A 25343-nucleotide genomic window follows, 5' to 3' on the forward strand; every position below is an offset into this window, starting at 1 on the left:
TGTCGGCACTGTGGGCCGTGGTCATATCCCCATGGTCCCGTGCCCGTCGGGCCGGGACCACAACGAGAGGGCAAATTGGATCCGAAGAACAGCGAACGGTGCAAGGGCCGGCCGTTCCGGCCTCGCTCGACGGGCTGATCGCACGCCGTCCAGCCGACGGCTCGCGCGAAGTCAGGGCACGACCACGATCTTCTGGCCTTCGCCCGAGGCGAATCGCTCGATGGCTTCCGGATAGTGTTCGAGCGGCAGGCGGTGAGTGATGAACACTGCCGGATCGAGGACGCCGGCGGCGAAGAGGCCGGCCGCGCGTTCGTAGCTGTGGAGGACCGCCATCGAGCCGGTGATGGTGATCTCGTGGCTGTAGACGCGGTGCGGCTCGATGACCGCGGTGGTCGTGGCAGCGCTGACACCGAACTGCAGGAACGTGCCGGCCTTGGCGATCCGTCGCAGGCCGTCCTGGATGGCGGCCGCGTCGCCGGTGGCGTCGATGACCACGTCCCAGCCCCGGGGCTGGTCCAGTTCCTCCGCCGAGCGCGCGGCACGGGTGCAGCCCAGGGATCCTGCGGTGGCGAGCCGGGCGGGGTTGATCTCCACGATGTCCACGGAGGCGGCGCCGGTGCGTTTGGCCAGCTCCAGCATCATCAGGCCCATCGTGCCCGCACCGTAGATGAGGACCTCGGCTCCGAGGCGGCTGCCGAGCACGTCGTAGCCGCGCACCGCGCAGGAGAGCGGCTCGATCAGCGGTGCGTCCCGCGTGTCGACGTGCTCGGGCAGCCGAGCGCAGTTGGCCGCCGGGGCGACGGCGTACTCCGCGGCACCGCCCGGGACGGTGACGCCGAGAGCGCCCCGGCGGTCGCAGAGATTGCCTCGGCCGAGGCGACAGTAGCGACATTCCTGGCAGTAGAGCGACGGGTCGACGGCCACGCGATCGCCGACGGCGAGCCCGGTGACGCGCGTGCCGGTGGCGACGATCTCCCCGGCGAACTCGTGCCCGGGCACGATGGGCAGCAGTGCACCGCACTCGCCTTGGAGGATGTGCAGGTCGGTGCCGCACAGGCCGCACGCGGCGACGCCGATCACGACGTCGCGGGGACCGGGGGTCGGGTCGCTCAGCGTGGTGAGACGGATCCGGCCGGGGGCTTCGATGAGGACGGCCCTCATTTCACGGCTCCTAAGGAGAGGCCCTGGACGAGCTTGTCCTGGGCGGCGAGGCCGGCGGCCAGCACCGGCAGCGAGACGACGACCGAGGCGGCGCAGAGCTGGGCGAGGAACAAGCCCTCGCCGGTGATGAATCCTGTCAGGAACACGGGGGCGGTCTGCGCGGTCACCGATGTGAGTACCTGGGCGAGGAGCAGCTCGTTCCAGCTGAGGATGCAGCAGATCAGCGCGGTCGCGGCGATGCCGGGAGCGAGGACGGGGACGAGGACGCGGGCGAGGATCGTGGGGAGCCGGGCTCCGTCGACGCGGGCGGCCTCGACGATGGAGACGGGGACGTCCGCAAGGAAGGACTGCGTCATCCATACGGCGATCGGCAGGTTCATGGAGGTGTGGAGGACGGCCATCAGCCAGACGTTGTCGAGCAGGCCGGTGTTCCTGGCGAACAGATACACCGGCAGCAGGCCGGCCACGACCGGCAGCATCTTCGTGGAGAGGAAGAAGAAGAGCGTGTCCCGCCAGCCACGCACAGGGCGGACGGACAGCGCGTATGCGGCCGGCAAGGCCAGGAGCAGCACCCACGTCGTCGATGTCACGGCGACCGTAGTGGAGTTGATCAGAGATGGCCAGGGGCTCGCTCCTCCGCCGGAGCCGAAGAACGCGCGGTAGCCGTCCAAGCCGAGCGATGCGGCCACCGCGGGCGGATTGACGGCCGCGTCGGCCTCGGAGTGCAGTGACGTGAGGAACATCCAGGCCACGGGCAGGAAGAAGACGATGCCGGCCAGCCAGGCCAGCAGCCCCAGGAACACCCGCCCGTGCCGGCCGTGGCGGCGCACGGGAGCGGTGGTGACGGCGGTCATCCGCGGGACGCCTCCCCCCGGAGCAGCGACGAGACGACGCGCAGCGCCACGGCGGCGATGACGAGGGAGCCGAGGACGACGAGCACTCCGGCCGCGGACGCCTGCCCGTACTCGTGGGCCTGGTAGAAGATCTGGTAGACGGTGTACGGGAGGTTGGCGGTGCCCAGGCTCCCCGAGGTGATCGTGAACACGGCGTCGAAGTTCTGGACGATGTGGACGGAGCCCAGCAGCGCGCCCAGTTCGAGATACCGACGCAGGTGAGGCAGCGTCAGATAGCGGAAGATCTGCGCCTCGCTCGCGCCGTCCATCCTGGCGGCCTCCATGCTCTCCGGTGACCTGCTGCGCAGCCCGGCCAGCACGATCAGCATCATGAACGGGGTCCACTGCCACACCAGCGCGGTGCCCACCGCGATCAGCGGGGCGGTGGAGATCCAGTCCGGCTGTGGCGCGTCACCGTCGCCGACGAGCCGGGCCGCCCAGGTGAGCGCACCGTTGAGCAGGCCGTACTCCGGGTTGAGGAGCAGGTGCTTCCAGAGCAGCGCCGCTGCGACGGGCACCAGGAGGAACGGGGTGATCAGCATGGTGCGCACCAGCGCCCTGCCGGGGAAGCGGCGGTCGAGCAGCAGCGCCAATGCCAGTCCCAGGACCAGGGCGGCGGCGACCACGGAGGCCGTGAGGACCGTGGTGGTGACGACCGCGTCGCGTACCGCGGTGTCGCCGAGCACCGCGGCGTAGTTGTCGAGGCCGATGAAGCGCCGGCCACCCGGGTGGAACGCGTTCCAGTCGAAGAGGGACAGCACGAGGGTCGCCACGAAGGGCAGTTGAGTGACAGCGATCACGAACACCAGGGCGGGCAGCAGCGGGGCACGGACGGCCCAGGAACTCGTCCCGCGCTTCCGGCGCCGACGCGCGGCGCCACGCGGTGGGTTGCCTGTGCGGGCCGCGGCGCCTGCCGTGACGGGGGCGGTCATCGGCTTCGGTACCTCTCGCCGATCCGCTCCGCCATCTTCTGCGACTTCCGCAGGGACGTCGCGACGGATTGCCGACCGGCGATCGCGGCACTGATCTCCCGTGACACCTTGGTGCCCAGGTCCGAGAACTCCGGGATCCCGACGAACTGGATGCCCGGGGCGGGCCTCGGCTGGGTTCCCGGACGCCATGGGTCGGTGGCGGCGATCGAGGCGCGCGTGACGTCCCAGAAGGCTGCAGCGGCCTGGCGGTACGGCCGGCTCTCGTACGTCGAGGCGCGCTTGCCGGCAGGGACGCCGGCCCAGCCGGCCTCCCTGCCGACGAGCGCTTCGTATTCCTTGCCGGACGCCCAGGAGATGAACTTCCATGCCTTGTCCGGATTCCGGGACGCCTTCTGCAGGCCCCACGCCCAGGTGTAGAGCCAGCCGGAGGAGGCGGTCCGCTCCACGGGGGCGGGCGCGTAGCCGATCCTGCCCTTCACCGGGGACCCGGCGGCCTCGAGCGGCCCGGCGGCGGCCGTGGCGTCGTACCACATGGCGGCCCGGCCCTGGACGACACCGTTGAGGCACTCGGCGTAACCGGACTGGGCGGCGCCCTTCTCGCCGTGCTCGCGCACCAGACGGACGTAGAACTCGGTCGCCCTCACGAACTCCGGCGCGGTCAGCCGCGCCTGCCAGTCCTTGGTGAACCACGTGCCGCCGAAGGTGTTCACGACGGTGGTGAGCGGCGCGATGACCTCTCCCCAGCCGGGTTGGCCCCGCAGGCAGATGCCCCGCATGCCCTTTCGCGCGCCGTCCACGGCCGCGGCCAGGTCCGCGACCTGGTGCCAGGTGGGGTGAGCGGGCATGGTCAGGCCCTTCTCCGCGAAGACGTCCTTGCGGTACATCAGGAAGGACGACTCACCGTAGAACGGCACCCCGTAGAGCCTGCCGTCGTCGGCGGTCAGCGACCGGCGCACGGGATCGAGGAGGTCGGCCCGGTCGAAGGTGCTGTCCTCGGCCGCGTACGGGTCCAGGGGGCGCAGCCAGCCGTTCCGGGCGTAGAACGGGACCTCGAAGTTGCTGATGGTCGCCACGTCGTACTGGCCGGCTTGATTGGCGAAGTCCTGCCCGGCCTTGTCCCGGACGTCGTTCTCGGGCAGCGTCGTGAAGTTCACCTCGATACCGGTGTCCTTCGTGAAGTGCGCCGCGGTGAGCTTGCGGAGCTCGACCATCTGCGGGTTGTTGACCATGAGGACGTCGACGGCGCCGCCGCGGGGCGAGGAGGCGGCGCCGCCCGCGCCGGCGCATCCCGCGAGCAGTCCGGCTGCCACTGCCGATGCCATCGCCGTGCGAACGCGGCGTACGGTCCTGTGCGCCAAGGCAGCTCCTGGTGTCCTGGGGCCCTTCAGACCCTGATGACCTGGGGGCCCATGAGGGAGTAGCGATGAGCCTCCGGCAGGGGCAGAGCCGTGTCCGTGATGATCGTTTCAAAGTCGGACACCTCCGCGAACCGGCAGAAGCTGCCGGCCCCGAATTTGGTGTGCACACCGGCGAACACGCGGCGCCGCGACACCCGGACGGCTTGCGCCTTCACCTCGCTGACCACGGGATCGGGCGTGGTCAGTCCGTGTTCGCGGGAGATGCCGTTGGCGCCGATGAACGCGAGATCGATCACGAACCCGGACAGCATGTGCGTGGTCCAGTGCCCGACGGTCGCCAAGGTGCCGCCGCGCACTCGGCCGCCGAGCAGCAGCACGGTGATCGGATCGATGTTCGCCAGCGAGGTCGCCGTTGCGAGGGACGCCGTGATCACGGTGAGGGGGCGGACGCGGGGCAGTGCCTGAGCGATGAGCTGGGGCGTGAAGCCCTCGTCGACGAAGATCGTTTCCGCGTCGCCCACCAGGTCCCCGGCGGCTGTCGCGATGCGATGCTTCTCCGGCACGTGCCGGGTGGTGCGGAAGGCCAGGGTGGTCTCGTAGCCGGCGCTCTCGACGGGATACGCTCCGCCGTGCGTGCGCCGCACCAGCCCGTGCGCCTCCATGATGCTCAGGTCCCGGCGGATCGTCTCCCTCGCCACACCGAAGTCGGCGGCGAGCTTGCCGACGTCCACCGATCCGGTCCGGCGCGCCAGTTCCAGGACCCCCCTGCGGCGTTCCTCCGCGTCCATGGCACGCCCCCGTTCGTCTGTGGTGGTGCCACGATGCCCGTTCGGGCTTCCTCGTGTGTTTTACAAGTGCCTCGGCCACTTGGCCAAGACCGGCGCGGCGCCGTTCGTGCCCGAAGGTGCCCGTTGCCGGAAGGGGCCCGTCGGTGCCGGGCTGCAGCGGCGCCCCGGACACGCCGCCGGGCACGCCCGGATCCTCCTCGGGAGCAGCCGTTTCGTGACTGTTCCTCTCGTTCCGCTTTCGTCCCGGGCCCGCCGGCTCACAGTGCGAGCATCGGCATCGGGCCGGGTCGGCCGCTGCAAGCCGTGGCTGCCTTGATCAGGCCGGCGAAGAGCGGGTGGGGGCGGGTCGGGCGGGAGCGCAGCTCGGGGTGGGCCTGGGTGGCGACGAGGTAGGGGTGGACCTCGCGGGGGTACTCGACGTATTCGACGAGCTTGTTGTCGGGGGAGGTGCCCGAGAAGACCAGGCCGGCCTTCTCCAGTTCGGCGCGGTAGGAGTTGTTCACCTCGTAGCGGTGACGGTGGCGCTCCTCCACGTAGGGCTGGTCGTCGTAGACCTCGCGGACGATGGAGCCCTCGGCGAGCTTGGCCGGGTACATGCCCAGGCGCATCGTTCCGCCCATGTCGCCCTCGCCGGCGACGATGTCCAGCTGCTCGGCCATCGTGGAGATGACCGGGTTGGCGGTGGCCGGGTCGAACTCGGTGGAGTTCGCGCCCTCGATGCCGGCCAGGTTGCGGGCGGCCTCGATGACCACGCACTGCAGGCCCAGGCACAGGCCCAGCAGCGGCACCTTGTTCTCGCGGGCGTAGGTGATCGCGCCGACCTTGCCGTTCACGCCGCGGTCGCCGAAGCCGCCGGGGACGCAGATGGCGTCGACGTCACCGAGCGCGGCGGCGGCGCCGGCCGGGGTCTTGCAGTCGTCGGAGGCGACCCACTTGACCTTGACCTTGGCACGGTTGGCGAAGCCGCCCGCACGGATGGCCTCGGTCACCGACAGGTAGGCGTCGGGCAGGTCGATGTACTTGCCGACCAGCGCGACCGTGACCTCGTGGGAGGGGTTGTGGACGCGGTCCAGCAGGTCCTCCCACTGGGTCCAGTTCACGTCACGGAAAGGCAGGTCCAGCTTGCGCACCACATAGGCGTCCAGGCCCTCGGTGTGCAGGACCTTGGGGATGTCGTAGATCGACGGGGCGTCGATGGCCGCGACCACGGCAGCCTCGTCGACATCACACATCAGCGAGATCTTGCGCTTGATGGCCGTGGGCACCTCACGGTCGGCACGCAGCACGATCGCATCGGGCTGGATACCGATGTTGCGCAGCGCCGCCACCGAGTGCTGGGTCGGCTTGGTCTTCAGCTCACCCGACGGACCGATGTAGGGCAGGAGGGAGATGTGGACGACGAAGACGTTGTCCCGGCCGACCTCGTGACGGACCTGACGGACCGTCTCCAGGAACGGCAGCGACTCGATGTCACCCACCGTCCCGCCGACCTCGGTGATCACCACATCGACGTCGTCCGTCGCCATCCGGCGGATACGGTGCTTGATCTCGTTGGTGATGTGCGGGATGACCTGCACGGTGTCACCCAGGTACTCACCACGCCGCTCCTTGGCGATCACCGAGGAGTACACCTGGCCGGTGGTGACGTTCGCGCTGCCGTCGAGGTCGACGTCCAGGAAACGCTCGTAGTGACCGATGTCCAGGTCGGTCTCGGCACCGTCGTTGGTGACGAACACCTCACCGTGCTGGAAGGGGTTCATCGTGCCCGGGTCTACGTTGAGGTAGGGGTCGAGCTTCTGCATCGTGACCCGCAGTCCCCGGGCCTTGAGCAGCGCGCCCAGGCTGGAGGCGGTCAGTCCCTTGCCGAGCGAGGAGGCGACACCCCCCGTGACGAAGATCTGTTTCACCATGCGGCACATGGCATCGGCTCCCGTGATCGGTTGAGGTGTTTCCTGGTTGATACCGCACCGAGCCGGTTTCGCTCTCCGCCGGTGACAAGCATGGCCGATATGCGCGCAAGCGGTTCCGCGCCGGGTCCGTGGAGGTGGGGCGGGCCAAGGCTTGTCATTTCCGCTCCGGACGTCCTTCCGGGCATCTCTCAACGCTTCTACGGGCAATCCTGGAAATCATTCGGGCATCCCGTGTAAACCGTCCACTTGGTCGGCGTCCCGCCCTGGATCCGGCCAAAACGACAACCATCGATTGACCCGCTTCCGCGCACGATGTCACCCTCCTTCTGCGCGACATCACACTCCTCCCAGCGCTCGATGAGGTCACATTGCCAGGCGAGTCAGGAACCGCAACACTGCCCGGTCAATGCACACCGGAGACCTTCCGGGCCACGCTCGGATTCTTCTGTTCCGGTATTACCGTAGTCACCGCGGTGGCGCCCTCGGGTCCGGTCGGATTCACCTGCCAGGCCTTTTCGGCGCTCTCCTTGAATCCGCCGCAAGTGCTCCTCTGCCCCGGCCGGACGTCCACGACGTGGCCGGCGATCAGGTCGGTCGGCTCCTTCTGCGTCAACGTCCTGGCAGAGGACCAGGCCCCGATCAGCGACCGGTTCGCCCGGGCCGGGGGCGGTAGGTTCGAGGGGGTGGAATGGACATGTTCCGCAGGCGGCCTGCCGGTGCTGCACGGGGTCGCCGCGTGGATCGAATGCGGTCTCCGGTCGGAGTACCCCGGCGGGGACCACACCATTGTCCGGGGCGACGTACGCCGGCTCGGCGCGATCCCCGGCAGTCATCCTCTGCTGTATTTCCGCGGACAGTACACCCGGATCGCCGAACCGCCCGCAGATCCGGGCGGCCCGGATATATGACCTGCTGTCATTCGCACAGATTCCATCAGCAAGGAGCAGAAACAGTGATCACCACGCACGGCCAGCCCGGGCCGCTCACCGGCCTCGATGTCTTCATAGGCGGCCCGATCCAGCACGCCATACTTCCGAACGGATTCGTCGGGCAGCTCCAGGACGCCATTTCCACGGCGATCCGGACCGTCCGGGAATCCGGCGGGAATGTCTTCTCCGCCCATGCCGTGGAGCAGTTCGGTGCGAAGACGGCGTCCTTCACACCGGACCAGGTCTCGGTACGTGACTACCGCTGGATGCAGAAGTGCGATGTCTTTGTTCCGATTCTTCCCGTGCTGGACGACCGGACACTGCGCCGCACCGACGGCACCCACGTCGAACTGGGTTGGGCGACGGCCATGGGTCGTCCGGTCGTCCTCATCACGACACAGCCCTTCGTCGACTCGGCCAGCCACCTCCTGAAGGGGCTGCACCGGGTCGGTGCAGTGCACACCATCGACTTCGACGAGTTCAGCGGCAGTCCCGGGCTTCTCATCGGCTCCGTTCTCGAGGCCACTCGGCAGCAACGCGAAGCCGTCGGGGCCGGGATCCCCGCCTAGAGACCGCAGACAGGAGGACCATGTGTCCGCTGCTCACGTTCTGGGCATGAGGATCAGGAACACGGTGATCGTCGGGTCCGGGCTGCTCACCGACCAGGAGCGCAACATCCGCAGGCTTCTCGAGACCGGAGCCGGCGCGGTCGTCACCAAGACCATCCATCCCAGCCCGCCCACGGACCTCGACGAGCGGCTCGTACGGCTGCCCACGGGCATGCTCAACAGCACCACGTACTCGAAACGACCGGTCGGCAGCTGGCTGGCGGCACTTCGCTCCTTCGCACAGGACGATCTGCCGGTCATCGCCTCCCTGCACGCCGGCTCGCCCGAGGAACTGGGCGCGCTCGCGGCGGAGGTGCAGACGACCGGTTGCCGGGCGCTCGAACTCGGCATCTCCTGCCTGAACGAGGAGTCGGGTCTCGAGGAGGACACTCCCGACCGCGTCCACGCCTACACCTCCGTCACGCGTTCCCGTACGTCGCTGCCCTTCTCCGTGAAGCTGGCCGTCGGTGAGGGGCTGGCGGACCGGACACGCGCCGCGTTGGCGGGCGGGGCCGACGCCGTCACGGTGAGCGACACGATCCCAGGAGCCGCGATCTCCCCGGCCACGGGTGAGCCGGAGCTGGGGGGCGCCTTCGGCTACTCCGGCCCCGGCATCAAACCGCTCGTGCTGGCGGCGATCTGGCGACTGCGGGCCCGTGGTTTCGATCTCCCGATCCTGGGCTGCGGAGGCGTGGCGTCGGGGCGCGACGTCGCCGACTACCTGGCCGTCGGTGCCAATGCCGTACAGGTCTACACGGCTCTGCACACGGACATGCACGCGACACTGGACCGCATCGTCACCGAGTCCGCCGGGATCACGGCCGCTGCCCTGGAGGAGACCTCGTGAGCCCCGAACCGCCACAGGTGGCCGCGTTCGACGAACTCACCAGCCCTCAGGTCAGGGAGAGCGTCTCCTCCTACCGCACACTGGTCTGGCCGATCGGGGCCACGGAGCAGCACGGCCCGCACCTGCCGCTCTCCGTGGACTCCATCCTGGCCGAGGAGTTCGCCCGCCAGATCGCCGCGGACCTGGGCGGACTCACCCTTCCCGTCCAGCCGGTCGCGGCCCGCTCGCTGCCGCAGAGCGGTGGTGGCCTCTCCTTCCCCGGCACGTTGTACGTGCGGGGCGACACACTCGTCCGATTCCTGCGGGACGCGTTCGCCTCTCTGCTGACGCTGCCCTTCCTCCGCCTGGTCGTGGTCAACGGGCACTACGAGAACGAACCGTTCATCTTCGAGGCCCTGGACCAGCTGCGGCAGGACGGAGCGGCCGAGGGGAAGGAGATCTTCGCCTTCAGCTGGTGGAGCGTCGTCCAGGAGTCCTGGCTCACCGCCGAGTTCCCGTCCTTCCCGGGCTGGCACGCCGAGCACGCCGGGCTGACCGAGACGAGTCTGATGCTCTACCTGCGCCCGGACCTGGTGAGGGACGACCGGCCCGACCACGACCACCCGCCCCGCAACGGTGTGTACCTGCACCCCATCGACACGGAACGGACCACCAACCACGGCATCCTGTCGCCCACGTCGGGCTCGAGCGCGGCCTTGGGGGAGAAGCTGTTCCGGCATGTGACCGAGGAGGCCGTCGGCCTGATCCGGGACGGCGACGGACTGCTGTTCGCCCGCACCCGGCCGGACCGGCGCGCGGCGGCCGCCGAGAGCGGAGGGAAGACGCGTGACGCGTAAGTTCCATCTCGCCTTCATCTTCAACTTCACCCCCGACGACTGGCAGGGCCCCTTCGGCACAGGAGGAGCGCCCTGGGACGGGAAGTTCCACACCGAGGTCGCCCAGGCCCTGGAACGCGCATGCTTCGACTACGTCATCGTCGAGGACAAGCTGATGGTTCCCGAGAGCTACGGCGGATCATCGGAGGCAGCCCTGAGACAGGCCATGTCAGTGCCCAAACACGACCCGGTCCCGTTGGCCGTGGCCATGGGGCTCGCCACCTCCCACCTGGGCATCGTCGCCACCCTGTCCACGCTGGCCTACCCGCCGTTCATGACGGCGCGCCTCGCCTCGACGATGGACAGCATGCTGGGCGGGCGCTTCGGCTGGAACATCGTCACCAGCGCCGAGACCCTGGCGGCACAGAACTTCGGCATGACCGAGCTGCCGCCGCGCAACGTCCGCTACGAAATGGCGGACGAATACGTGGACGTCGTCCGGCAGCTCTTCGCCTCCTGGGACCGGGACGCGGTCGTCCTGGACCGGGAGAACGGCATCTACGCCGATCACACCAAGGTCCGGCCGATCCATTTCAAGGGCAAACACTTCAGCGTGCGCGGACCGCTCAACACCGTGCCCTCGCCCCAGCACCGCCCCGCCTTCATCCAGGCCGGTGCCTCGCCCCGCGGGCGCGTCTTCGCCGCACGCAACGCGGACTCCGTCATCGCCATCGCCAACGGTGTCGACGGCATGCGGGAGTTCCGTGCCGACGTACGTCGGCACGCCGAGGATTTCGGCCGCGACCCCGACGGCGTCAAAGTGCTGTTCTGCGTCACCCCGGTCCTGGGCGAGACCGAGCAGGACGCCCGGGACAAGCAGGCCCGCATGGTGTCCTCCCCGCAATTCATCCACGACATCCTCGCCCAGACCTCGGCGCTCACCGAGATCGACTTCGCGCAGTTCGACCTCGACAAGCCCCTGCCCCACCGGCTGGAGACCAACGGCGAACAAGGATCGCTCGACCAATTCCAGCAATGGGGCAGCGGAAAGACCCTGCGGGAGCTGGTCGCCGACTCCGCCGGCGGCCTGGTGTCGTCGGTGGAACTGGTCGGAACGCCGGATCAGGTGGCGACGCGCATGGGCGAGGTCATGGCGGAGGTCGGCGGCGACGGTTTCATGATCACCACCCCACTGCTGCGCTTGAACCGCCGGTACGTCGCGGAGGTCACCGACGGACTCGTCCCCGCGCTCCAGCGCCTGGGCCTCACCCGTACGGCCTATGCCACCGGCCGCACCCTGAAGGAGAACCTCGGGGAATTCTGACCACCCCCGGGCGGCGCCGCCACGCCGCAGCCTGCCCGCCCGGCTCGACGCATCTCCGGGCGGGCACGGCAGGCCGGACGACTGACGCAGGAGACATGCCGATGACACCGCCCGGCTCCGCGCTACGACTGGACACCGTGGCTCAGGATCTGCTGTTCCGGCAGGCACATTCCACCCACACCTTCACCGACGAACCCGTGACCGACAAGACCATCCAGGCTGTCTACGACCTGGTCAAGTACGGTCCCACCGCCTTCAACCAGCAACCGCTGCGCGTGGTGCTCGTGCGTTCCCACGAGGCCCGCCGGAAGCTGGTCGGGCACATGGCTCGCGGAAACCGCGAGAAGACCGCGCGGTCACCACTGGTCGCCATTCTCGCGGGAGACCGCGACTTCCACACCGAACTCCCCGAACAATTCCCCCTGTTCCCGGATGCGGCCACGCGCTTCTACGCCGACCCCGCCGTTCGGGAACGGTCAGCCGAGTTCAACGGTGCCTTGCAAGTCGCCTACTTCATCGTCGGGATCCGGGCGGCCGGACTGGCAGCGGGGCCGATGTCCGGTTTCGACGCCATCGGCATCAACAAGGAATTCTTCGCGGAGAGCGCGCATTTCGTGCTGGCCGTGGTGAACATCGGCTGGCCGCCCAAGGGTGTCCGGCATTCCCGCGGCCCGCGCCTGGACTTCCAGCAGGTGTTCACCACGGCCTGAGCCGAGCCCGTCCTTGACGAGGACGCCCCGCCCGGGCGCGAGCCCCGGGCCTCGGGGGCGCCCCTGCGGCACCGACCACTACGCCGTCGCGGCGGCCAACTTTTTATGCGTATCGCGGTACCAGCGTCCCCATGCGTCGAGCTGAGCCGTGATGGCGTCCAGGCTCCGCCCTGCCTCGGTGAGCGCGTACTCGACGCGCGGCGGCACCTCGCGGTGCACGGTCCGCGTGACCAGCCCGTCCGCCTCCAGCTCTCGCAACTGACGAGTGAGCATGCGCTGGGTGATGCGCGGCAGAGCACGCTTCAGTTCGCTGAAGCGCTGTGTTCCGGTGAGGAGTTGCTTGAGGATCGCCAGCTTCCACCGGCCGCCGAGCACCTCCATTGCAGCCTCAACGGCGCAGTAATCCGGTGCGTCCTGGATGTTGTCCCGCATCGAGTCCACCCCCAAGTCGGTATACAGAATGGTACTACGGCACATTCATGACCGTACTTGTACGGTACGGCGGTAGCGGCCGATAGTGCAGTCATGTCGAAGAGCGAAGCGCCGGCGCCCACAGCCTCGTCCCGTCCCCCGGCCGACCCCGTCACGCCGACGCGGCGCTGGGCGGTCCTGGCAGTGCTCTCCACCAGCCTGCTCCTGTGCGGCATCGACCTGACCGTGCTGCACGTGGCCGTACCGAGCATGACCCGGGACCTGCACCCCAGCGGTGTGCAGCTGCTGTGGATCGTCGACGTGTACTCCCTGACGCTCGCCTCCCTGCTCGTGACGTGCGGAACCCTGGGCGACCGCATCGGCCGCAAGCGCATGGTGCTCAGCGGCTTCGCGTTGTTCGGCCTGGCCTCCGCCGCCGCCGCGTTCTCCACGACCACACCCCAGCTGATCGCCGCCCGGGTCGCGCTCGGCGTCGGCGCGGCCATGATCATGGCATCCACCGTCGCGGTGATCAGGGTCGTCTTCACCGACGACCGCGAACGGGCCGTCGCCATCGGCGTCTGGACGGCGGCGCACAGCGTGGGCGCGACCGTCGGACCGCTGGTGGGAGGCCTGGTGACCCAGCGCTGGGGTTGGGGTGCGGTCTTCCTCGTCAACGTCCCGATCGTCCTCGTCATCCTCGTCGTGGGCGCGCGGGTCATCCCGGAATCGAAGAACTCCGCGCCCCGCCACTGGGATGTGGCCAGCGTGGCCCTGTCGGTCGCGGGCCTGGCGGGGGTGGTGTACGCGCTCAAGAGGGCCGGCGAGCACTTCAGCGTGCCCTGGCCCGTCGCCGTCACCGCCACGGCCGGAGCGTTCCTGCTGTACCTCTTCGTACGGCGCCAGCGACAGCTCACCGAGCCGTTGCTGGACTTCTCCCTCTTCTCGAGCCGGCGCTTCTCCATGGCCACCGTGTGCGTCATCAGCTGCTTCGGCAGCTACGTCGCCCTGCTGTTCTTCCTCACCCAATGGCTCCAGCAGACCGGGGGCTACTCGCCGCTGCGCGCCGGGCTGGCCCTGATGCCTCTGGCCGCCGCCAACGCCGTGGGAGCCGCGACGGCCCCTTGGCTGTCCGCCCGATGGGGCAACCGGTGGTCGCTCACCGGATCCCTCGCCGCCTTCGCGGCCGCGCTGTTCCTGCTGGTGCCGGTCGGCGACAGCGGCGCCTACGGCTCGCTCATCGCAACGATGCTCGTCGCGGGATACGGGGCGGGCGTCGTCATGACGCTGGGCGCCGACTCCATCATGAGCGCCGCGGCACCCGAACGCTCCGGCGAGGCCGCCGCGATCCAGGAGACGTCCTTCGAACTCGGCGCCGGTCTGGGCGTGGCCGTCCTCGGCACGGCCTTGACCGCCACCTACCGTCTGACGCTGCCCTCGTTCACCGGCCTGACCCCCCACGACCGGTCCGTCGCGCAACAGTCCTTCGGCGGGGCCGAGGACGTGGCCGACGGCCTCGACGCGGACACGGCCCGCCAGATCCTGACAGGCGCCCGGCACGCCTACGACCAGGGCTTCACCGCGGTGGCCGCCATCGCCGCGGGAGGGCTGACCCTCACCGCGGTGCTCGCGGCTTTCGTGCTGCGCCCCCGCAAGGCGGGGCGTGTGTCACCCTGACCCGCCATGTTCATGGTGGTCCGGTACCACGGGAGTCCTGTGTGCCGACGACGGAGAGCAGTTCCACCTGGGCGGCGCCTCGTGGCGAACTCCGAGCTGCGCCGCCGCAGTACGGTCGCCGTCCGGGCCACCCCACTGTCGTGCCCGCGCCGTGCGGCGACCGCCTGGAGGTCGGCGACGAAGGCACAGGAGTGGTGCGGGTGGTCGTCGGGCGGGTCGAGGACGCGGGCTGCGGGGTCGGTGGACCAGCGGTAGGTGAAGCTCGCGGCCGGGCCGCGTACCGCCGGAGGCACGGGCCTGCCGGCGAGGTGGAACAGGTGGTCGCGTTCGTCGCCGCCCAGACGCAGCTCCCGGGCGAGGGCGGCCAGGGCCTGCTCCGAGGGCTGGGCGCCGCGGTCGCGCTCCAGCGGATGGGGTGACGCCCCGATGTCAGTGATCGGTGGCCATGGCGCGGGTGATGGCGCGGGCCATGGCCACCACGGCGGGGATGTGCGCGGCCGACTGGCTCTGTTCGGACGGAGTGATGACCGAGATGGCGGCGATGGTGGTGTGGTGCCGGTCGAGGACGGGTGCGGAGACGCCGGTCATGAGGGTGTCCCATTGGGGGCGGGAGAAGACCGCGAACCGGTCGCGGCGGATGGCCGCGAGCCGGGAGCGCAGCGCCTCGGCCGTTCCCATCAGGTTGTCCTCGTCGGCCGGGTGGTCGGCGACCATGAAGTCCTCTTGCACCTGGGCGGGGGCGAACGCCAGCAGGACGAGCCCGGGGGCGGTGGCGTGCAGCGGCATCCGGCCGCCGACCCGGTACATCACGCGCTGGGCGTCGTGCGCGGACAGCCGTTCGATCAGGACGCCTTCCAGGCCCTCGCGCACGACCAGTTGTACGTGCTGACGGGTGGCGTGGGAGAGGTCCTGCAGGTAGGGGAGGGCGATGGCGCGCAGGCCGTGGCCGCGTGGTGCCACGGTGGCGATTTCCAGCAGCCGTAAGCCGATGGCGTAGTGGCCGGAGTCGGTGCGCTCCAGGGCGCCGTGCTCGACGAGTCGGCGGGCGATGCGCAGCGCGGTGGCCTTGGGCAGGTCCGCCCGCGCGGCCAGGGCGGTCAGGGACAGCACCGGGGCGTCCGGCCCGAAGCAGGTGAGCAAGCGAAAGGCCCGGTCCAGAAGGGGCTCGCCGTGGGCCGGGCGGTGTCCGCGGACGCGGGGCCGCTCCTCGTTCGTGCCGCTGCCGTCGTGCGAGCTGTTCACCGCAAGCTCCCGCGGATCGGGCCGGACGGGTTCACCCAATGAAACCAGGGGTGGTCCGTCACCGACAGACCCGCGAGCATCTTCCGCGTCGGGCAAGCCCCTTCAGGGTCTCGCGCCGGCATCGTCAACCAGAAAAGGACGTGCAGTGATGAAGTCAGCCATGCGTACCGGACTGGCCGTCGCGGTAGCGGCTGCGGCCCTTGCCGTGGCCGTCCCTCAGGCGGGCGCTGTCGGCGCCAAGAGCGACCGTCCGGCGGCCGGCCCGGACAAGGTGAACTCCGTCCAGAAGGAGACCGACGGCCGCCGTGTGCTGCGTCCCCGCGCGGGGAACCCGGTCCAGATCAGTCCTGCCGCCTACAACCAGGCCCGGAGCATCCTGGCGAAGGCCGGCAGCATGACCGCGGCCAAGTCCCACCCCATCCACGGCACGACCGGCGTGCCGGCCAGGTACGGCGTCAACCTGCTGGCCTGCGCGCGGGACGAGTACCGGGCCCACGACAAGAACCTTCCGCTGAAGCAGTCGGGCATGTCGCCCTACCACTACATAGCGATCCACGACGCGGCGAAGACCATGGGCATCACCCGCTGGTGACCGAGTTCCGACCGAGCGCGAGCGGTCTGGGCCAAGGGGCGCCGACGGTGCGCACAGCTCCATGGACCCGCACCGAAAGCACGGCGGAGGCGAGAGACCATTGCTGTCGCCCGGGGATCCGGGCGGCGGCTCGGTTCTGCCGCATCGTCGATGACGTAGCGTTCGCGGCGCTCGCCGGGCTGACACGAAGCCGCTGGACCAGGTCAGCGGCGTGTTCGAGGAGAGTGGTGAAGGACTTCGTGAAGTCCTGGACCGCTTGGGGGTCACGTCCATGGCCGCTGCCGGGGACCGGCGGTGCCGGAGACTGAGCCTGCTTGTGCCGGCGCGCACGCTGCCGCGTGGCTTCGTGCGCCCGGTCCGCCGTTGCCCCAGGCGCCGGCCGATCTCTGTGTACCCGAGCGGAGCGCCGCTGCCCGAGCCGGACGAGTGGATGCGCCGCCTCGGCACGCTTCCGCTGATGTCCCAGCCTGGCGAGCAGTGGGGGTATCACATCGGCTCCGACCTGCTCGGCGTGCTTGTCGCGAGGGTCACGGGCCAGTCGTACGAGACGTTCCTGCGCGAGCGCATCCTCGATCCGCTGGGGATGAAGGACACCGGTTTCCACGTGCCCGCCGACAAGATCGACCGGCTGCCGCCCAGCGTGTCCCGGTCCGCCGTTGCGGGCTGATGACCACCAACCGCCTCACGCCCGAGCAGCAAGCCGCTCGAGACGCCGTGACCGACAACGCCCAGGTGCCGCTCGGCCTCGAGATGCAGGGCGGGCGGCTGGGGCTTCGGGATGGCGGTGCGCACCTACCGCGGCGACTACGCGCCCATCGGCCAGTTCGGCTGGGGACGGCGGAACCGGCACCACGACGTACGCCGACCCGGACAACCAGCTCACCGGAATCCTGCTCACCCAGACCGATATGAGCACGGCAGATTCATCAGCGCGGCCAACAGCCTGCCGATCGGAGCGCAGGTCAAGGTCGACGTCGCCCGGCCCCGCCGGTACGCACCGAGGGGGCCGCGAGTCTGGTTGTGCCGCCTCGGGTGGGCTCGGCCCAGCGGCAGACTGCGAGGCGAGGACAGGCCGCCTTCCTGCGGCATCCTGTGGCGCCACCTGACGCCGTATGGCGCAGCTTGGCGCCGTCCGATGGTGCCCGGCGCCATTCCGCCATCCCGAAAGCGCATGGGCACGGATGGCGCCGCAGCGACTCAGATTGATCCCTTCCCCTTTCCGCAGTTCAGGGCGATCGCTCCCACGCTCGGCAACGCAAGGCGCCATTCGGACTTGCGTATGGCGCCATAGCGCTGCCATGATGACGTCATGGACCTCACGCCGTATGTCGACACCCTCCGCCGCGAACTCGCGGTGGCCGCCGAAGCCGGTGGGGAAGATGCCCGCGAGCTGGCCGAGCGGCTCACCGCTCCTCTGGAGTCGGCGACCCGTCTGGCCATGCTCAATGTGCTCTCCGCCGCGATGGACGAGATCACCCGCGAGCTCGCCCCCGGCTCGGTCGACATACGGCTGCGCGGGCTGGACCCCGACTTCGTGGTGACGTTGCGGCCCACCGACGGTGGCGCCCCCGCGGAGCCGGCCACGCCCCTCGAACCGTTCACGACCCCGGCCCCGGCCGATGGCGACGAGGGCGGCACCGCCCGCGTCAACCTGCGTCTGCCGGCCCACCTCAAGGCCCGAGCCGAGGAGGCCGCGAGTCGCGAAGGCCTGTCGGTCAACGCGTGGCTGGTGCGCACCGTGTCGACCGCGGTCGGCGGCGGCACCCGGCCGCGTACGACGGAGAAGACCCAGACCGTCGGACAGAATCTCACGGGCTGGGTGCGCTAGCCGCGCCCCCGCCCGCACCACCTCACCCGCACCACTCCACCCACACCACGTCCCACCAACGGGGACGCCCCAAAGACTCAAGAGGACGGGACAGCCATGCCTTCTTTCGACACTCCCGAACCGATCTCGGCCACGGCGCACGTGGAGGCCGGTTCCATCCGGTTCACCGCGGGAGACCGCCTCGACACCGTCGTCGAGGTGCGGCCCCGCGACCCGAAGAAGGACCGGGACGTACGGACGGCCGACCAGACCGAGGTCACGTACGCGAGCGGCGTCCTGACCGTCAGGACGCCCAAGGGCAATCTGCTCGGCCTCGGCCGCCCCGGCATCGTCGACGTGGCGGTCGAACTGCCCACGGGCTCGCGCGTCGACATGACCGGCGCCTGGGCCCAGGTGCTCGGCGAGGGCCGGCTCGGCGAGGTCCACGTGAAGACCTCGTCCGGCGACGTCCGCCTCGGCACCACCGGCCCGCTGACGCTGACCGCCTCCCACGGCTCGATCACCGTGGACCGGGTCGAGGGCACGGCCGAGATCACCACCAGCACCGGCAGCCTGCGTGTCGGTACCGTCGACGGCTCCGCCGTCCTGAAGAACTCGCACGGCACCACGACCATCGGCGCCGCGACCGGCGACCTGCGGGTGCGCGGCGCCAACGGCGACATCATCATTGCGTGCGCCGAAGCCTCGGTCACCGCCGCCACCGCCCACGGCGCCGTGCGCGTGGGTGACGTGGCCCGCGGCACCGTCCAGTTGGAGACCTCCTACGGCGCCATCGAGATCGGCATCCGCGAGGGCACCGCCGCCTGGCTCGACGTCAGCTCGGGCTCCGGCCAGGTGCGCAACATGCTCACCGCGTCCGAGGCCCCGGAGAAGACCGAGGACGCCGTCGAGGTCCGCGCCCGCACCCGGTACGGCAACATCGACATCCTCCGCGCCAAGGCCTGAGCAGCACATCCTCAACCAGCCCCGTCCCCCACTTACTTCAGCCTTCGAACGGAGGGCCTCATGCCTTCTTCTGTCATACCCACGCCCAGGTGGGTCGACGGTCACGCGTCGCCGGCCGCCGTCTCCACCGTCGGTCTGCGTAAGTCGTACGGTGACAAGACCGTCCTCGACGGCATCGATCTGCGCATCCCGGCCGGCTCGGTCTTCGCGCTGCTCGGGCCCAACGGCGCCGGCAAGACCACCGTCGTGAAGATCCTGTCCACGCTCATCACCGCCGACGGCGGGCAGGCCCAGGTCGCGGGCCACGACATCGCCAGGTCACCGGACGGGGTGCGCGCCGCGATCGGCGTCACCGGGCAGTTCTACGCAGTCGACGGGCTGATCACCGGTGAGGAGAACATGCTCCTCATGGCGGACCTGCACCACCTGTCCAAGCGCGAGGGGCGGCGGGTCGCCGCCGAGCTGCTGGAGCGCTTCGACCTGGTGGAGGCGGCGAAGAAGCCCGCCTCCACCTACTCCGGCGGCATGAAGCGCCGCCTCGACATCGCCATGACCCTGGTCGGCAAGCCGCGGATCATCTTCCTCGACGAGCCGACCACCGGCCTCGACCCGCGCTCCCGCCACAACATGTGGGGCATCATCCGCGAGCTGGTCTCCGGGGGAGTGACGGTCTTCCTCACCACCCAGTACCTGGAGGAGGCCGACGAGCTCGCCGACCGCATCGCGGTGCTGAACGACGGCAAGATCGCCGCCGAGGGCACTGCCGAGGAACTGAAGCGGCTCATCCCGGGCGGGCACGTGCGGCTGCGGTTCTCCGACCCGGTCACGTACCAGGCCGCCGCCTCCGCGCTGCGCGAGGTCACCGGGGACGACGAGGCGCTGTCGCTGCAGATCCCCAGCGACGGCAGCCAGCGCGAGCTGCGCTCCATCCTCGACTGGCTGGACTCCGCCGGCATCGAGGCGGACGAGCTGACCGTGCACACCCCCGACCTCGACGACGTCTTCTTCGCCCTCACCGGCTCCAACCAGCCGAACCAGCCGAACCTGCCGAAGGAGGCCGTCCGATGAGCTCCCTCTCCCTCGCCCTGCGCGACTCGTCCACGATGCTGCGCCGCAACCTCCTGCACGCACGGCGCTACCCGTCCCTCACCCTGAACCTGCTGCTGACGCCGATCGTCCTGCTGCTGCTCTTCGTCTACATCTTCGGTGACGTGATGAGCGCGGGCATGGGCGGCGGCGCCGACCGCTCCGAGTACATCGCCTACGTCGTGCCGGGCATCCTGATGATGACCATCGGAGGCACCGTGGTCGGGACCGCGGTGTCCGTCTCCAACGACATGACCGAGGGCATCATCGCCCGCTTCCGTACGATGGCGATCCACCGTGGCTCGGTGCTCATCGGGCACGTCATCGGCAGCGTGCTGCAGTCGGTCATGAGCGTGGTCCTCGTGGGCGTCGTCGCCGTGGCCATCGGCTTCCGGGCCACGAATGCCACGGCTCTGGAGTGGCTGGCGGCTTTCGGGCTGATGGCGCTGGTCGCCCTGGCGCTCACCTGGATCGCGGTCGGGATGGGCATGGTCAGCCCGAACGCCGAGGCGGCCAGCAACAACGCGATGCCGCTGATCATCCTTCCGCTCATCTCGAGCGCCTTCGTCCCGGTCGACGCGATGCCGGGGTGGTTCCAGCCGATCGCCGAGTACCAGCCGTTCACGCCGGCGATCGAGACCCTGCGCGGCCTGCTGCTCGGCACCGAGATCGGCAACAACGGGTGGCTCGCGGTCGCCTGGTGCCTGGCTCTCTCCGCGCTCGGCTACTTCTGGTCGAAGGCGGTTTTCAACCGCGATCCGAAGTAGCCGGGACGACCGAGGGGGCTGGCCGCCTTCCGTAGCTCGTCCCGCCCGAGGGCGGCGCACTCCGACACCCCGTCGGCGTACGCCGCCCCGTCCGCGTTCCCGGCCGCCTGCCAGGCCCGGGGCCGCGGGCACCGTCGGACGGAACTCACGCTGCACCCACGTCCGTTCAGCGTCGCCGCAGCGTTGGTGGGTTACCTCGTGCTCGCCGTCAAGTTCCCCGAGCGATTCTTACGACGTGGTGCGGTGGCCGCGAGTCGCCGCCACTCGGGTAGGCATGCACCACTTGGCGCTACGAGAGCACCACCACCGTCATCAGCGCCACGACCGCGACCGCGATCTACTGGGTGAAGTGCGGATACGCCAGCCCGCCCAGCGTGAGCACCAGCAGGATCTCCTGGGTGGCGTACGCCACCGATGACAGCGGGTCCGAAGCGAAGATCGGCAGGGCCGGCCCTGCCGATCGCCAATCGGCTGTATGCAACGCCGGGGCCGCCCCGTATCAGGGCGGCGTCAGGAATGCGGTGTGCCGGTTGAAACCGGGGCGGCGGCCTCGTTGACTGGGTGATGTGAACAGCTCTTTGCGCCATGACGACCGGCCGCCTCATACGGCGTCGCCGAGCGCCGCGCGCTGTTCGCTGTCAGTGCGGTGAACGCGGTGCTCTGAGCGACACTGCCTCGTCCTCGGATTGAGGCCTGCTGCCGCCGCACCGCATCGATCGCTTCCACCTGCTCGCCGGCGCTCCCCGAGCGCCTGGTGACACCTTCCCGCTCGCACGACAACTCCGCCGCCCGGTGGAGCGCTGTCGCGTTTGCCCATATCCCGGAGTGGATCATCATGTCTTCTGTCTCGCCCGCCTCCCGGACCGTGCTGGTCACCGGCGCCACCTCCGGCATCGGCTGGGAGACCGCCCGTTTGCTCGAGGGCCGGGGCTGCACCGTCATCGTGCACGCGCCGGACGTGGCATCCGGGCAGAACGCCGTCGACCGGCTGGTGGCCTCCGGCGCCGACGCCTCACGCCTGTGCCTGGCCGTCGCGGACTTCTCCCGCCTCGATGAGGTACGGAGCATGGCCGCCCGGATCGCCGACGGGCACCCCGCCCTGGACGTCCTGGTCAACAACGCGGCCGTCGCCGCTCCCGAGCGCCGCACCATGACCGCCGACGGCAACGAACTCTCTCTCCAGGTCAACTTCCTGGCCGCCTACCTCCTCACCCACGAGCTGTCCGACCCGCTGTCCGCCCGGCCCGGCAGCCGCGTCGTCAACGTCTCCTCCGCCATGCACCGCACGGCCTCCATCGCCTGGAACGACCCCCACCGCGCCAAGCGCTACTCCCGGCTCGCCGCCTACGCCCAGTCCCAGCTCGCCCTGACGATCTCCACCCGCGAAAAGGCGCCCTGGACCTCCGTCAGCGTTCACCCCGGCATCTGCGACACCGCCCTGCTCCCGCTCTACGCGCACGAGGGCGATTCCGCCGTCGAGGGCGCGCAGCGCGTTGCGCGCCTGTGCGACCCGGCGACCGAGATCGTCCAGGGTGCCTATTACGACCGCACCGCGCTCTCTCCGGCCGCGCCGGTGGCGATGGAGGACCGCACGGTCCGCCGCCTGTGCAAGCTCGCCGACCAGCTGGTCGCCAAAGCCGCCTGAGGCCCCGTAACCGAAAGCCCGAATGCCCTGAAGGAGGACCTGGGCGGCGGGGGACCAGGGAATGGTTCCGTGCCGCCCGCTTCGCACGCCCACGGAGTGGATCCCTGTGATCGAGCTGCTGCCTCAGACCGCACCCGGCACCGGGGGCGGGGGCTGGGCGTTCGCGTCCCGGTTTCCCGCCGGTTCCCCGGGGCCGGGGCGCCTTCTGCGCGAGATACGTCGTGATGGGCGGCGACCCACGCGCCGTGGCCCCCGGGGCGCTGGCTCCGTTGGCCACAGCTACTTCGCCGCACCGGACCGGTTCCTGCCGGTGCTCGGGGCCGCCTTCGAGCGGATCATCCTCTGGGAGCGCTTGACCTGAGTGCGCCAAGAGGAAAAGTGTTTCGTCTGCCGATTCGGTGCGGCCGACGACGCCCGCCGTGGGGCTGCCTGGGCGGGATCCTGGCGGTCCGGCTCAAGTCCGGCGGGCGGCGTCGGTCTGCTCGCGCAGGATGTCGCTGTGGCCGGCGTGGCGGGCGAATTCCTGGATCATGAGCAGGTAGATCCATCGCAGGCTGACGGTGCCGAAGACAGGGTGCTGTCGGGTGGCATTGAGGTCGATGTCCGCGGCGATCGTTCGTGCGCGGTTGCTGGCGCGCTCGAATTCGGCGATCACGTCGGCCACCGTCTCGTCGTCACCGACCACGAAACTGGCCTCGCCCACCATCGCGCCGTCGCATTCGGAGTCCGGTAGTCCTGCCAGGACGCGCTGGAACCAGTTCCGTTCAGCGAACGCGGCATGTTTGACCAGCCCGATCGACGTCGTCATGGACGGGACGAGACGGCGGCGGGCTTCTGCTTCGGACAGGCCGCGCACTGTGTCGATCAGCTCGGCCCGATTGTGGTCGAGCATGTATTCGAGCAGCTGGCGCTCGGGGCCGCCGGTGGTGCGAGTCGGGTTGTTCATGGCGTGTGTCCTTTCGTGGACAGCGTTGGGCTTCGAGGTTTCGATCGATTGTGCTGTCGATGTTCCGACCGAACGCCGCGTCGAGGCGATGCTGCCCAACTTCGGTGTGGCGGGCGATGACGCCGGATCCGGCGAGCCGGCCAGCAGGCGGCGATGATTTTCGCTGGCTTGCGGGGAAGCGGGGCCGAACCGATCGGTTCGGTGTCGAACACGAATCGGAGGCCGAGAGGGCTTCCTGGCTGAGAGGGGTGTCGCCGACGATCAGCAGCCGGGCCTGCGAGACGACGAGGCCGGCTTCTTCTCGGACTGTGCGTCCGGCCTGCCGTAGAGGTCCCGTTGGACTTAACCCTACCCCGCCAACCGGCACGAGTCCGGAGGTTCTGGCCACTGCCGTCCTCGACCGGCTCCTGCACCACTGCGACGTGATCTCGATCGCGAGACCGAAGTGGCCTAACAGCTGGGGACGTCCATGCGTGCGCAGCTGGGGAGTGAAGTCCGTACGCCGACGCCGACAGGCGGCAGGGCCGGACACCGGAACGCGGACCACGCGGAGACGGCGGGGGTGGCAGAGGTTGGCCGATGAAGCCGCCGCCACCCCGCGTCCCGGTACAGGGAGTTCGCCGCGCCCAGGCAGATCCGGTGCACCCCGTTCGCACCCCGCACGCCCTTGACTAAAACATTACGGAACGCGCCGATCTCGCACCGTATGTCCCGGCCGGTCAAGTCCATACTTTCCCGAGTGACCGAGAACGGATTCGAACCACCAGCAGACCCATTCGAAAGCACATTCGTCACTGGAACCGGTGGGAAAATCATCGTCGCCGAGACAAGGGCCGGCGAGTACACCGAACTCCTCCAGGTGGAGGTTGAACAGGACGGCAACAAGCGAACCACCTGCACCGACGTCCGGTTTCACAAGAACCGGCAGGCCGTGGTGATGTGCGGATGGACGAAAGCCGTCGTCGATCTCCGCCTCACCGATTCCGTCGGTTCCTTGGCCGGCCGGCAGGTGCGCTGGAGCGTCCGGGAAAGGAACAACGAACACGCCGCCGAGCTGATCCCCGGCCCCTACATGGTGTCGGCCGACAGCGGCCACAGAACGCGAGGACTGACCGTCCGGAAGCTCCTGCCCGACGGGAGCGCCGAGGTCGTGCAGCAGTGTTCACTCGCCTCCGGCCATGCCCTGAAGTGGGACGGGAAGCGCAACCTGCTCTGGGCCCTGGGGGCGAGCGTGTGGCCGGCGTCCTGGGAGTACCTGGACAAGAAGGCGAAGAAGGACCCGTACCTGACCTGCGAGGAGCAGGAGCACGCCTACGGCGTGCTGTGCGCCTATCCGCTGCGTCCGGATGCGGCACGGCCGCTGGGGCATCCCATGGTGTTCCCCCTGCCCGACTCGCTGGAACTGCCGGGCTTCGACGATCCGGCCCACGCGAACTTCGGATGGCGGGAAGGCCCCCACGACTTCGCCCCCATCCCCGGTCAGGGCAAACTGCTCGTGACCACGGACCTGCGCTGCTTCCTCTTCGACATCGACAAGGCGATGGCGCTGGGAGCCGCCTCGAAGAAGGAGATGGAACGACTCTTCGAGCCGGCCGAGAAGAACCTCCTCGAGGGATTCAGATCCCCGAAGGGAATGCACGAGCTCAAGGCCGTCAGCGTGCATTCCAACGGTGACGTCCTCATTTGTCAGGCACGGATGAATCCATCCGGTGAACGGGACGACGGCGGCCCGCCGTACTCGTCGTCCTGGCTCACGGTCTTCCGCCCGAGCACGAAGAAGCACTACTACCTCAAGTTGCGGTCCTACACCTACAAGGCGCGCTGGAACGAGGAGACCCCGGGCTGGGAGGGAATTCCGCTGCCCGTCCCGGACCCGAAGGCAGGGGCCTGAATGCCCGCAGGAAGCGGGGGCGGCGCCGAGGGGAGGGC

25 protein-coding genes and 1 pseudogene are annotated in these 25343 nt (G+C 69.5%); 15 read left to right on the top strand and 11 right to left on the bottom strand.

The window, feature by feature from the left end:
• Positions 1–171 precede the first annotated feature (171 nt).
• From AS857_RS00145 to AS857_RS00170, 6 genes are all read right to left on the bottom strand, one after another.
• Positions 172–1161 carry a zinc-dependent alcohol dehydrogenase family protein gene (locus AS857_RS00145; RefSeq protein ID WP_058041015.1) on the bottom strand — a complete coding sequence of 330 codons (990 nt, stop codon included), beginning with the start codon at positions 1159–1161 and terminating at the stop codon, positions 172–174.
• The gene (locus tag AS857_RS00150; RefSeq protein ID WP_058041016.1) at positions 1158–2015 is read right to left on the bottom strand and encodes a carbohydrate ABC transporter permease; all 858 of its coding nucleotides are present in this window, start codon (positions 2013–2015) and stop codon (positions 1158–1160) included. The genes AS857_RS00145 and AS857_RS00150 overlap by 4 nt, the downstream gene beginning before the upstream one ends.
• Entirely contained in the window at positions 2012–2986 is a 975-nt protein-coding gene (locus AS857_RS00155) for a carbohydrate ABC transporter permease (RefSeq protein WP_058041017.1), read from the bottom strand. Before AS857_RS00155 ends, AS857_RS00150 begins: the two co-directional genes overlap by 4 nt.
• Entirely contained in the window at positions 2983–4308 is a 1326-nt protein-coding gene (locus AS857_RS00160; RefSeq protein ID WP_058041018.1) for an ABC transporter substrate-binding protein, read from the bottom strand. The genes AS857_RS00155 and AS857_RS00160 overlap by 4 nt, the downstream gene beginning before the upstream one ends.
• A gap of 62 nt (positions 4309–4370) precedes the next feature.
• Complete coding sequence (locus tag AS857_RS00165; RefSeq protein WP_058041019.1) at positions 4371–5132, bottom strand: DeoR/GlpR family DNA-binding transcription regulator; 762 nt, start codon at positions 5130–5132, stop codon at positions 4371–4373.
• 257 nt (positions 5133–5389) lie between these two features.
• The gene (locus tag AS857_RS00170) at positions 5390–7042 is read right to left on the bottom strand and encodes a CTP synthase (protein ID WP_144440664.1); all 1653 of its coding nucleotides are present in this window, start codon (positions 7040–7042) and stop codon (positions 5390–5392) included.
• Positions 7043–7515: 473 nt separating this feature from the next.
• Between AS857_RS00170 and AS857_RS00175 the strand changes: the two genes are divergently transcribed.
• From AS857_RS00175 to AS857_RS00200, 6 genes are all read left to right on the top strand, one after another.
• The gene (locus AS857_RS00175; RefSeq protein ID WP_245699543.1) at positions 7516–7950 is read left to right on the top strand and encodes a flavin reductase family protein; all 435 of its coding nucleotides are present in this window, start codon (positions 7516–7518) and stop codon (positions 7948–7950) included.
• Positions 7951–7994: 44 nt separating this feature from the next.
• On the top strand, positions 7995–8540 hold the full coding sequence (locus tag AS857_RS00180) for a TIR domain-containing protein (protein ID WP_107105471.1): 546 nt from the start codon (positions 7995–7997) through the stop codon (positions 8538–8540).
• A 22-nt stretch (positions 8541–8562) separates the two neighbouring features.
• Positions 8563–9426, top strand: coding sequence for a beta/alpha barrel domain-containing protein (locus AS857_RS00185; protein WP_275477335.1), 864 nt, complete (start codon positions 8563–8565; stop codon positions 9424–9426).
• The gene (locus AS857_RS00190; RefSeq protein ID WP_058041022.1) at positions 9423–10262 is read left to right on the top strand and encodes a creatininase family protein; all 840 of its coding nucleotides are present in this window, start codon (positions 9423–9425) and stop codon (positions 10260–10262) included. The genes AS857_RS00185 and AS857_RS00190 overlap by 4 nt, the downstream gene beginning before the upstream one ends.
• The gene (locus AS857_RS00195) at positions 10252–11565 is read left to right on the top strand and encodes an NtaA/DmoA family FMN-dependent monooxygenase (protein WP_058041023.1); all 1314 of its coding nucleotides are present in this window, start codon (positions 10252–10254) and stop codon (positions 11563–11565) included. The genes AS857_RS00190 and AS857_RS00195 overlap by 11 nt, the downstream gene beginning before the upstream one ends.
• Before the next feature lie 95 nt (positions 11566–11660).
• Complete coding sequence (locus AS857_RS00200) at positions 11661–12275, top strand: malonic semialdehyde reductase (RefSeq protein ID WP_245699513.1); 615 nt, start codon at positions 11661–11663, stop codon at positions 12273–12275.
• Between the two features lie 78 nt (positions 12276–12353).
• Here the strand turns inward: AS857_RS00200 and AS857_RS00205 are convergent, their stop codons facing one another.
• On the bottom strand, positions 12354–12707 hold the full coding sequence (locus tag AS857_RS00205; protein WP_058041299.1) for a winged helix-turn-helix transcriptional regulator: 354 nt from the start codon (positions 12705–12707) through the stop codon (positions 12354–12356).
• Between the two features lie 93 nt (positions 12708–12800).
• Between AS857_RS00205 and AS857_RS00210 the strand changes: the two genes are divergently transcribed.
• Positions 12801–14363 carry an MFS transporter gene (locus AS857_RS00210; RefSeq protein ID WP_058041025.1) on the top strand — a complete coding sequence of 521 codons (1563 nt, stop codon included), beginning with the start codon at positions 12801–12803 and terminating at the stop codon, positions 14361–14363.
• 47 nt (positions 14364–14410) lie between these two features.
• Here the strand turns inward: AS857_RS00210 and AS857_RS40775 are convergent.
• Positions 14411–14770: pseudogene (locus AS857_RS40775) on the bottom strand (MmyB family transcriptional regulator); the annotation flags it as partial.
• A 22-nt stretch (positions 14771–14792) separates the two neighbouring features.
• Entirely contained in the window at positions 14793–15605 is an 813-nt protein-coding gene (locus AS857_RS00220) for an IclR family transcriptional regulator (RefSeq protein WP_058041027.1), read from the bottom strand.
• Between the two features lie 160 nt (positions 15606–15765).
• Between AS857_RS00220 and AS857_RS36950 the strand changes: the two genes are divergently transcribed.
• From AS857_RS36950 to AS857_RS00250, 6 genes are all read left to right on the top strand, one after another.
• The gene (locus AS857_RS36950) at positions 15766–16197 is read left to right on the top strand and encodes a hypothetical protein (RefSeq protein WP_144440665.1); all 432 of its coding nucleotides are present in this window, start codon (positions 15766–15768) and stop codon (positions 16195–16197) included.
• A 457-nt stretch (positions 16198–16654) separates the two neighbouring features.
• Positions 16655–16864 carry a serine hydrolase gene (locus AS857_RS40780; RefSeq protein WP_245699514.1) on the top strand — a complete coding sequence of 70 codons (210 nt, stop codon included), beginning with the start codon at positions 16655–16657 and terminating at the stop codon, positions 16862–16864.
• A 642-nt stretch (positions 16865–17506) separates the two neighbouring features.
• Positions 17507–18025 carry a toxin-antitoxin system HicB family antitoxin gene (locus tag AS857_RS00235; protein ID WP_058041030.1) on the top strand — a complete coding sequence of 173 codons (519 nt, stop codon included), beginning with the start codon at positions 17507–17509 and terminating at the stop codon, positions 18023–18025.
• A gap of 96 nt (positions 18026–18121) precedes the next feature.
• The gene (locus tag AS857_RS00240; protein WP_058041031.1) at positions 18122–18970 is read left to right on the top strand and encodes a DUF4097 family beta strand repeat-containing protein; all 849 of its coding nucleotides are present in this window, start codon (positions 18122–18124) and stop codon (positions 18968–18970) included.
• 60 nt (positions 18971–19030) lie between these two features.
• Entirely contained in the window at positions 19031–20038 is a 1008-nt protein-coding gene (locus tag AS857_RS00245) for an ATP-binding cassette domain-containing protein (protein WP_058041032.1), read from the top strand.
• Complete coding sequence (locus tag AS857_RS00250; protein WP_058041033.1) at positions 20035–20823, top strand: ABC transporter permease; 789 nt, start codon at positions 20035–20037, stop codon at positions 20821–20823. The genes AS857_RS00245 and AS857_RS00250 overlap by 4 nt, the downstream gene beginning before the upstream one ends.
• A 337-nt stretch (positions 20824–21160) precedes the next feature.
• Here the strand turns inward: AS857_RS00250 and AS857_RS40220 are convergent, their stop codons facing one another.
• Complete coding sequence (locus AS857_RS40220) at positions 21161–21304, bottom strand: hypothetical protein (protein WP_162492561.1); 144 nt, start codon at positions 21302–21304, stop codon at positions 21161–21163.
• 354 nt (positions 21305–21658) lie between these two features.
• On the opposite strand from AS857_RS40220, the gene AS857_RS00255 reads away from it, so the two are divergent.
• The gene (locus AS857_RS00255) at positions 21659–22468 is read left to right on the top strand and encodes an SDR family NAD(P)-dependent oxidoreductase (RefSeq protein WP_058041034.1); all 810 of its coding nucleotides are present in this window, start codon (positions 21659–21661) and stop codon (positions 22466–22468) included.
• Positions 22469–22922: 454 nt separating this feature from the next.
• On the opposite strand, the gene AS857_RS00265 is transcribed toward AS857_RS00255, so the two are convergent.
• Positions 22923–23414 (bottom strand): DinB family protein, encoded by a 492-nt coding sequence (locus AS857_RS00265; RefSeq protein WP_058041036.1) that lies wholly within the window; start codon positions 23412–23414, stop codon positions 22923–22925.
• Positions 23415–24273: 859 nt separating this feature from the next.
• On the opposite strand from AS857_RS00265, the gene AS857_RS00270 reads away from it, so the two are divergent.
• Complete coding sequence (locus tag AS857_RS00270) at positions 24274–25305, top strand: hypothetical protein (protein ID WP_058041037.1); 1032 nt, start codon at positions 24274–24276, stop codon at positions 25303–25305.
• Positions 25306–25343 lie beyond the last annotated feature (38 nt).

It is taken from the genome of Streptomyces roseifaciens, assembly GCF_001445655.1.
GTDB lineage: Bacteria > Actinomycetota > Actinomycetes > Streptomycetales > Streptomycetaceae > Streptomyces > Streptomyces aureoversilis.

What these genes read in the sequence shown, in the direction of transcription:
- AS857_RS00145 (WP_058041015.1), bottom strand. Translation starts at nt 1,161, where the DNA reads ATGAGGGCCGTCCTCATCGAAGCCCCCGGCCGGATCCGTCTCACCACG.
- AS857_RS00150 (WP_058041016.1), bottom strand. Translation starts at nt 2,015, where the DNA reads ATGACCGCCGTCACCACCGCTCCCGTGCGCCGCCACGGCCGGCACGGG.
- AS857_RS00155 (WP_058041017.1), bottom strand. Translation starts at nt 2,986, where the DNA reads ATGACCGCCCCCGTCACGGCAGGCGCCGCGGCCCGCACAGGCAACCCA.
- AS857_RS00160 (WP_058041018.1), bottom strand. Translation starts at nt 4,308, where the DNA reads ATGGCATCGGCAGTGGCAGCCGGACTGCTCGCGGGATGCGCCGGCGCG.
- AS857_RS00165 (WP_058041019.1), bottom strand. Translation starts at nt 5,132, where the DNA reads ATGGACGCGGAGGAACGCCGCAGGGGGGTCCTGGAACTGGCGCGCCGG.
- AS857_RS00170 (WP_144440664.1), bottom strand. Translation starts at nt 7,042, where the DNA reads ATGGTGAAACAGATCTTCGTCACGGGGGGTGTCGCCTCCTCGCTCGGC.
- AS857_RS00200 (WP_245699513.1), top strand. Translation starts at nt 11,661, where the DNA reads ATGCCGATGACACCGCCCGGCTCCGCGCTACGACTGGACACCGTGGCT.
- AS857_RS00205 (WP_058041299.1), bottom strand. Translation starts at nt 12,707, where the DNA reads ATGCGGGACAACATCCAGGACGCACCGGATTACTGCGCCGTTGAGGCT.
- AS857_RS00210 (WP_058041025.1), top strand. Translation starts at nt 12,801, where the DNA reads ATGTCGAAGAGCGAAGCGCCGGCGCCCACAGCCTCGTCCCGTCCCCCG.
- AS857_RS36950 (WP_144440665.1), top strand. Translation starts at nt 15,766, where the DNA reads ATGCGTACCGGACTGGCCGTCGCGGTAGCGGCTGCGGCCCTTGCCGTG.
- AS857_RS40780 (WP_245699514.1), top strand. Translation starts at nt 16,655, where the DNA reads ATGTCCCAGCCTGGCGAGCAGTGGGGGTATCACATCGGCTCCGACCTG.
- AS857_RS00235 (WP_058041030.1), top strand. Translation starts at nt 17,507, where the DNA reads ATGGACCTCACGCCGTATGTCGACACCCTCCGCCGCGAACTCGCGGTG.
- AS857_RS00240 (WP_058041031.1), top strand. Translation starts at nt 18,122, where the DNA reads ATGCCTTCTTTCGACACTCCCGAACCGATCTCGGCCACGGCGCACGTG.
- AS857_RS00245 (WP_058041032.1), top strand. Translation starts at nt 19,031, where the DNA reads ATGCCTTCTTCTGTCATACCCACGCCCAGGTGGGTCGACGGTCACGCG.
- AS857_RS00250 (WP_058041033.1), top strand. Translation starts at nt 20,035, where the DNA reads ATGAGCTCCCTCTCCCTCGCCCTGCGCGACTCGTCCACGATGCTGCGC.
- AS857_RS00255 (WP_058041034.1), top strand. Translation starts at nt 21,659, where the DNA reads ATGTCTTCTGTCTCGCCCGCCTCCCGGACCGTGCTGGTCACCGGCGCC.
- AS857_RS00265 (WP_058041036.1), bottom strand. Translation starts at nt 23,414, where the DNA reads ATGAACAACCCGACTCGCACCACCGGCGGCCCCGAGCGCCAGCTGCTC.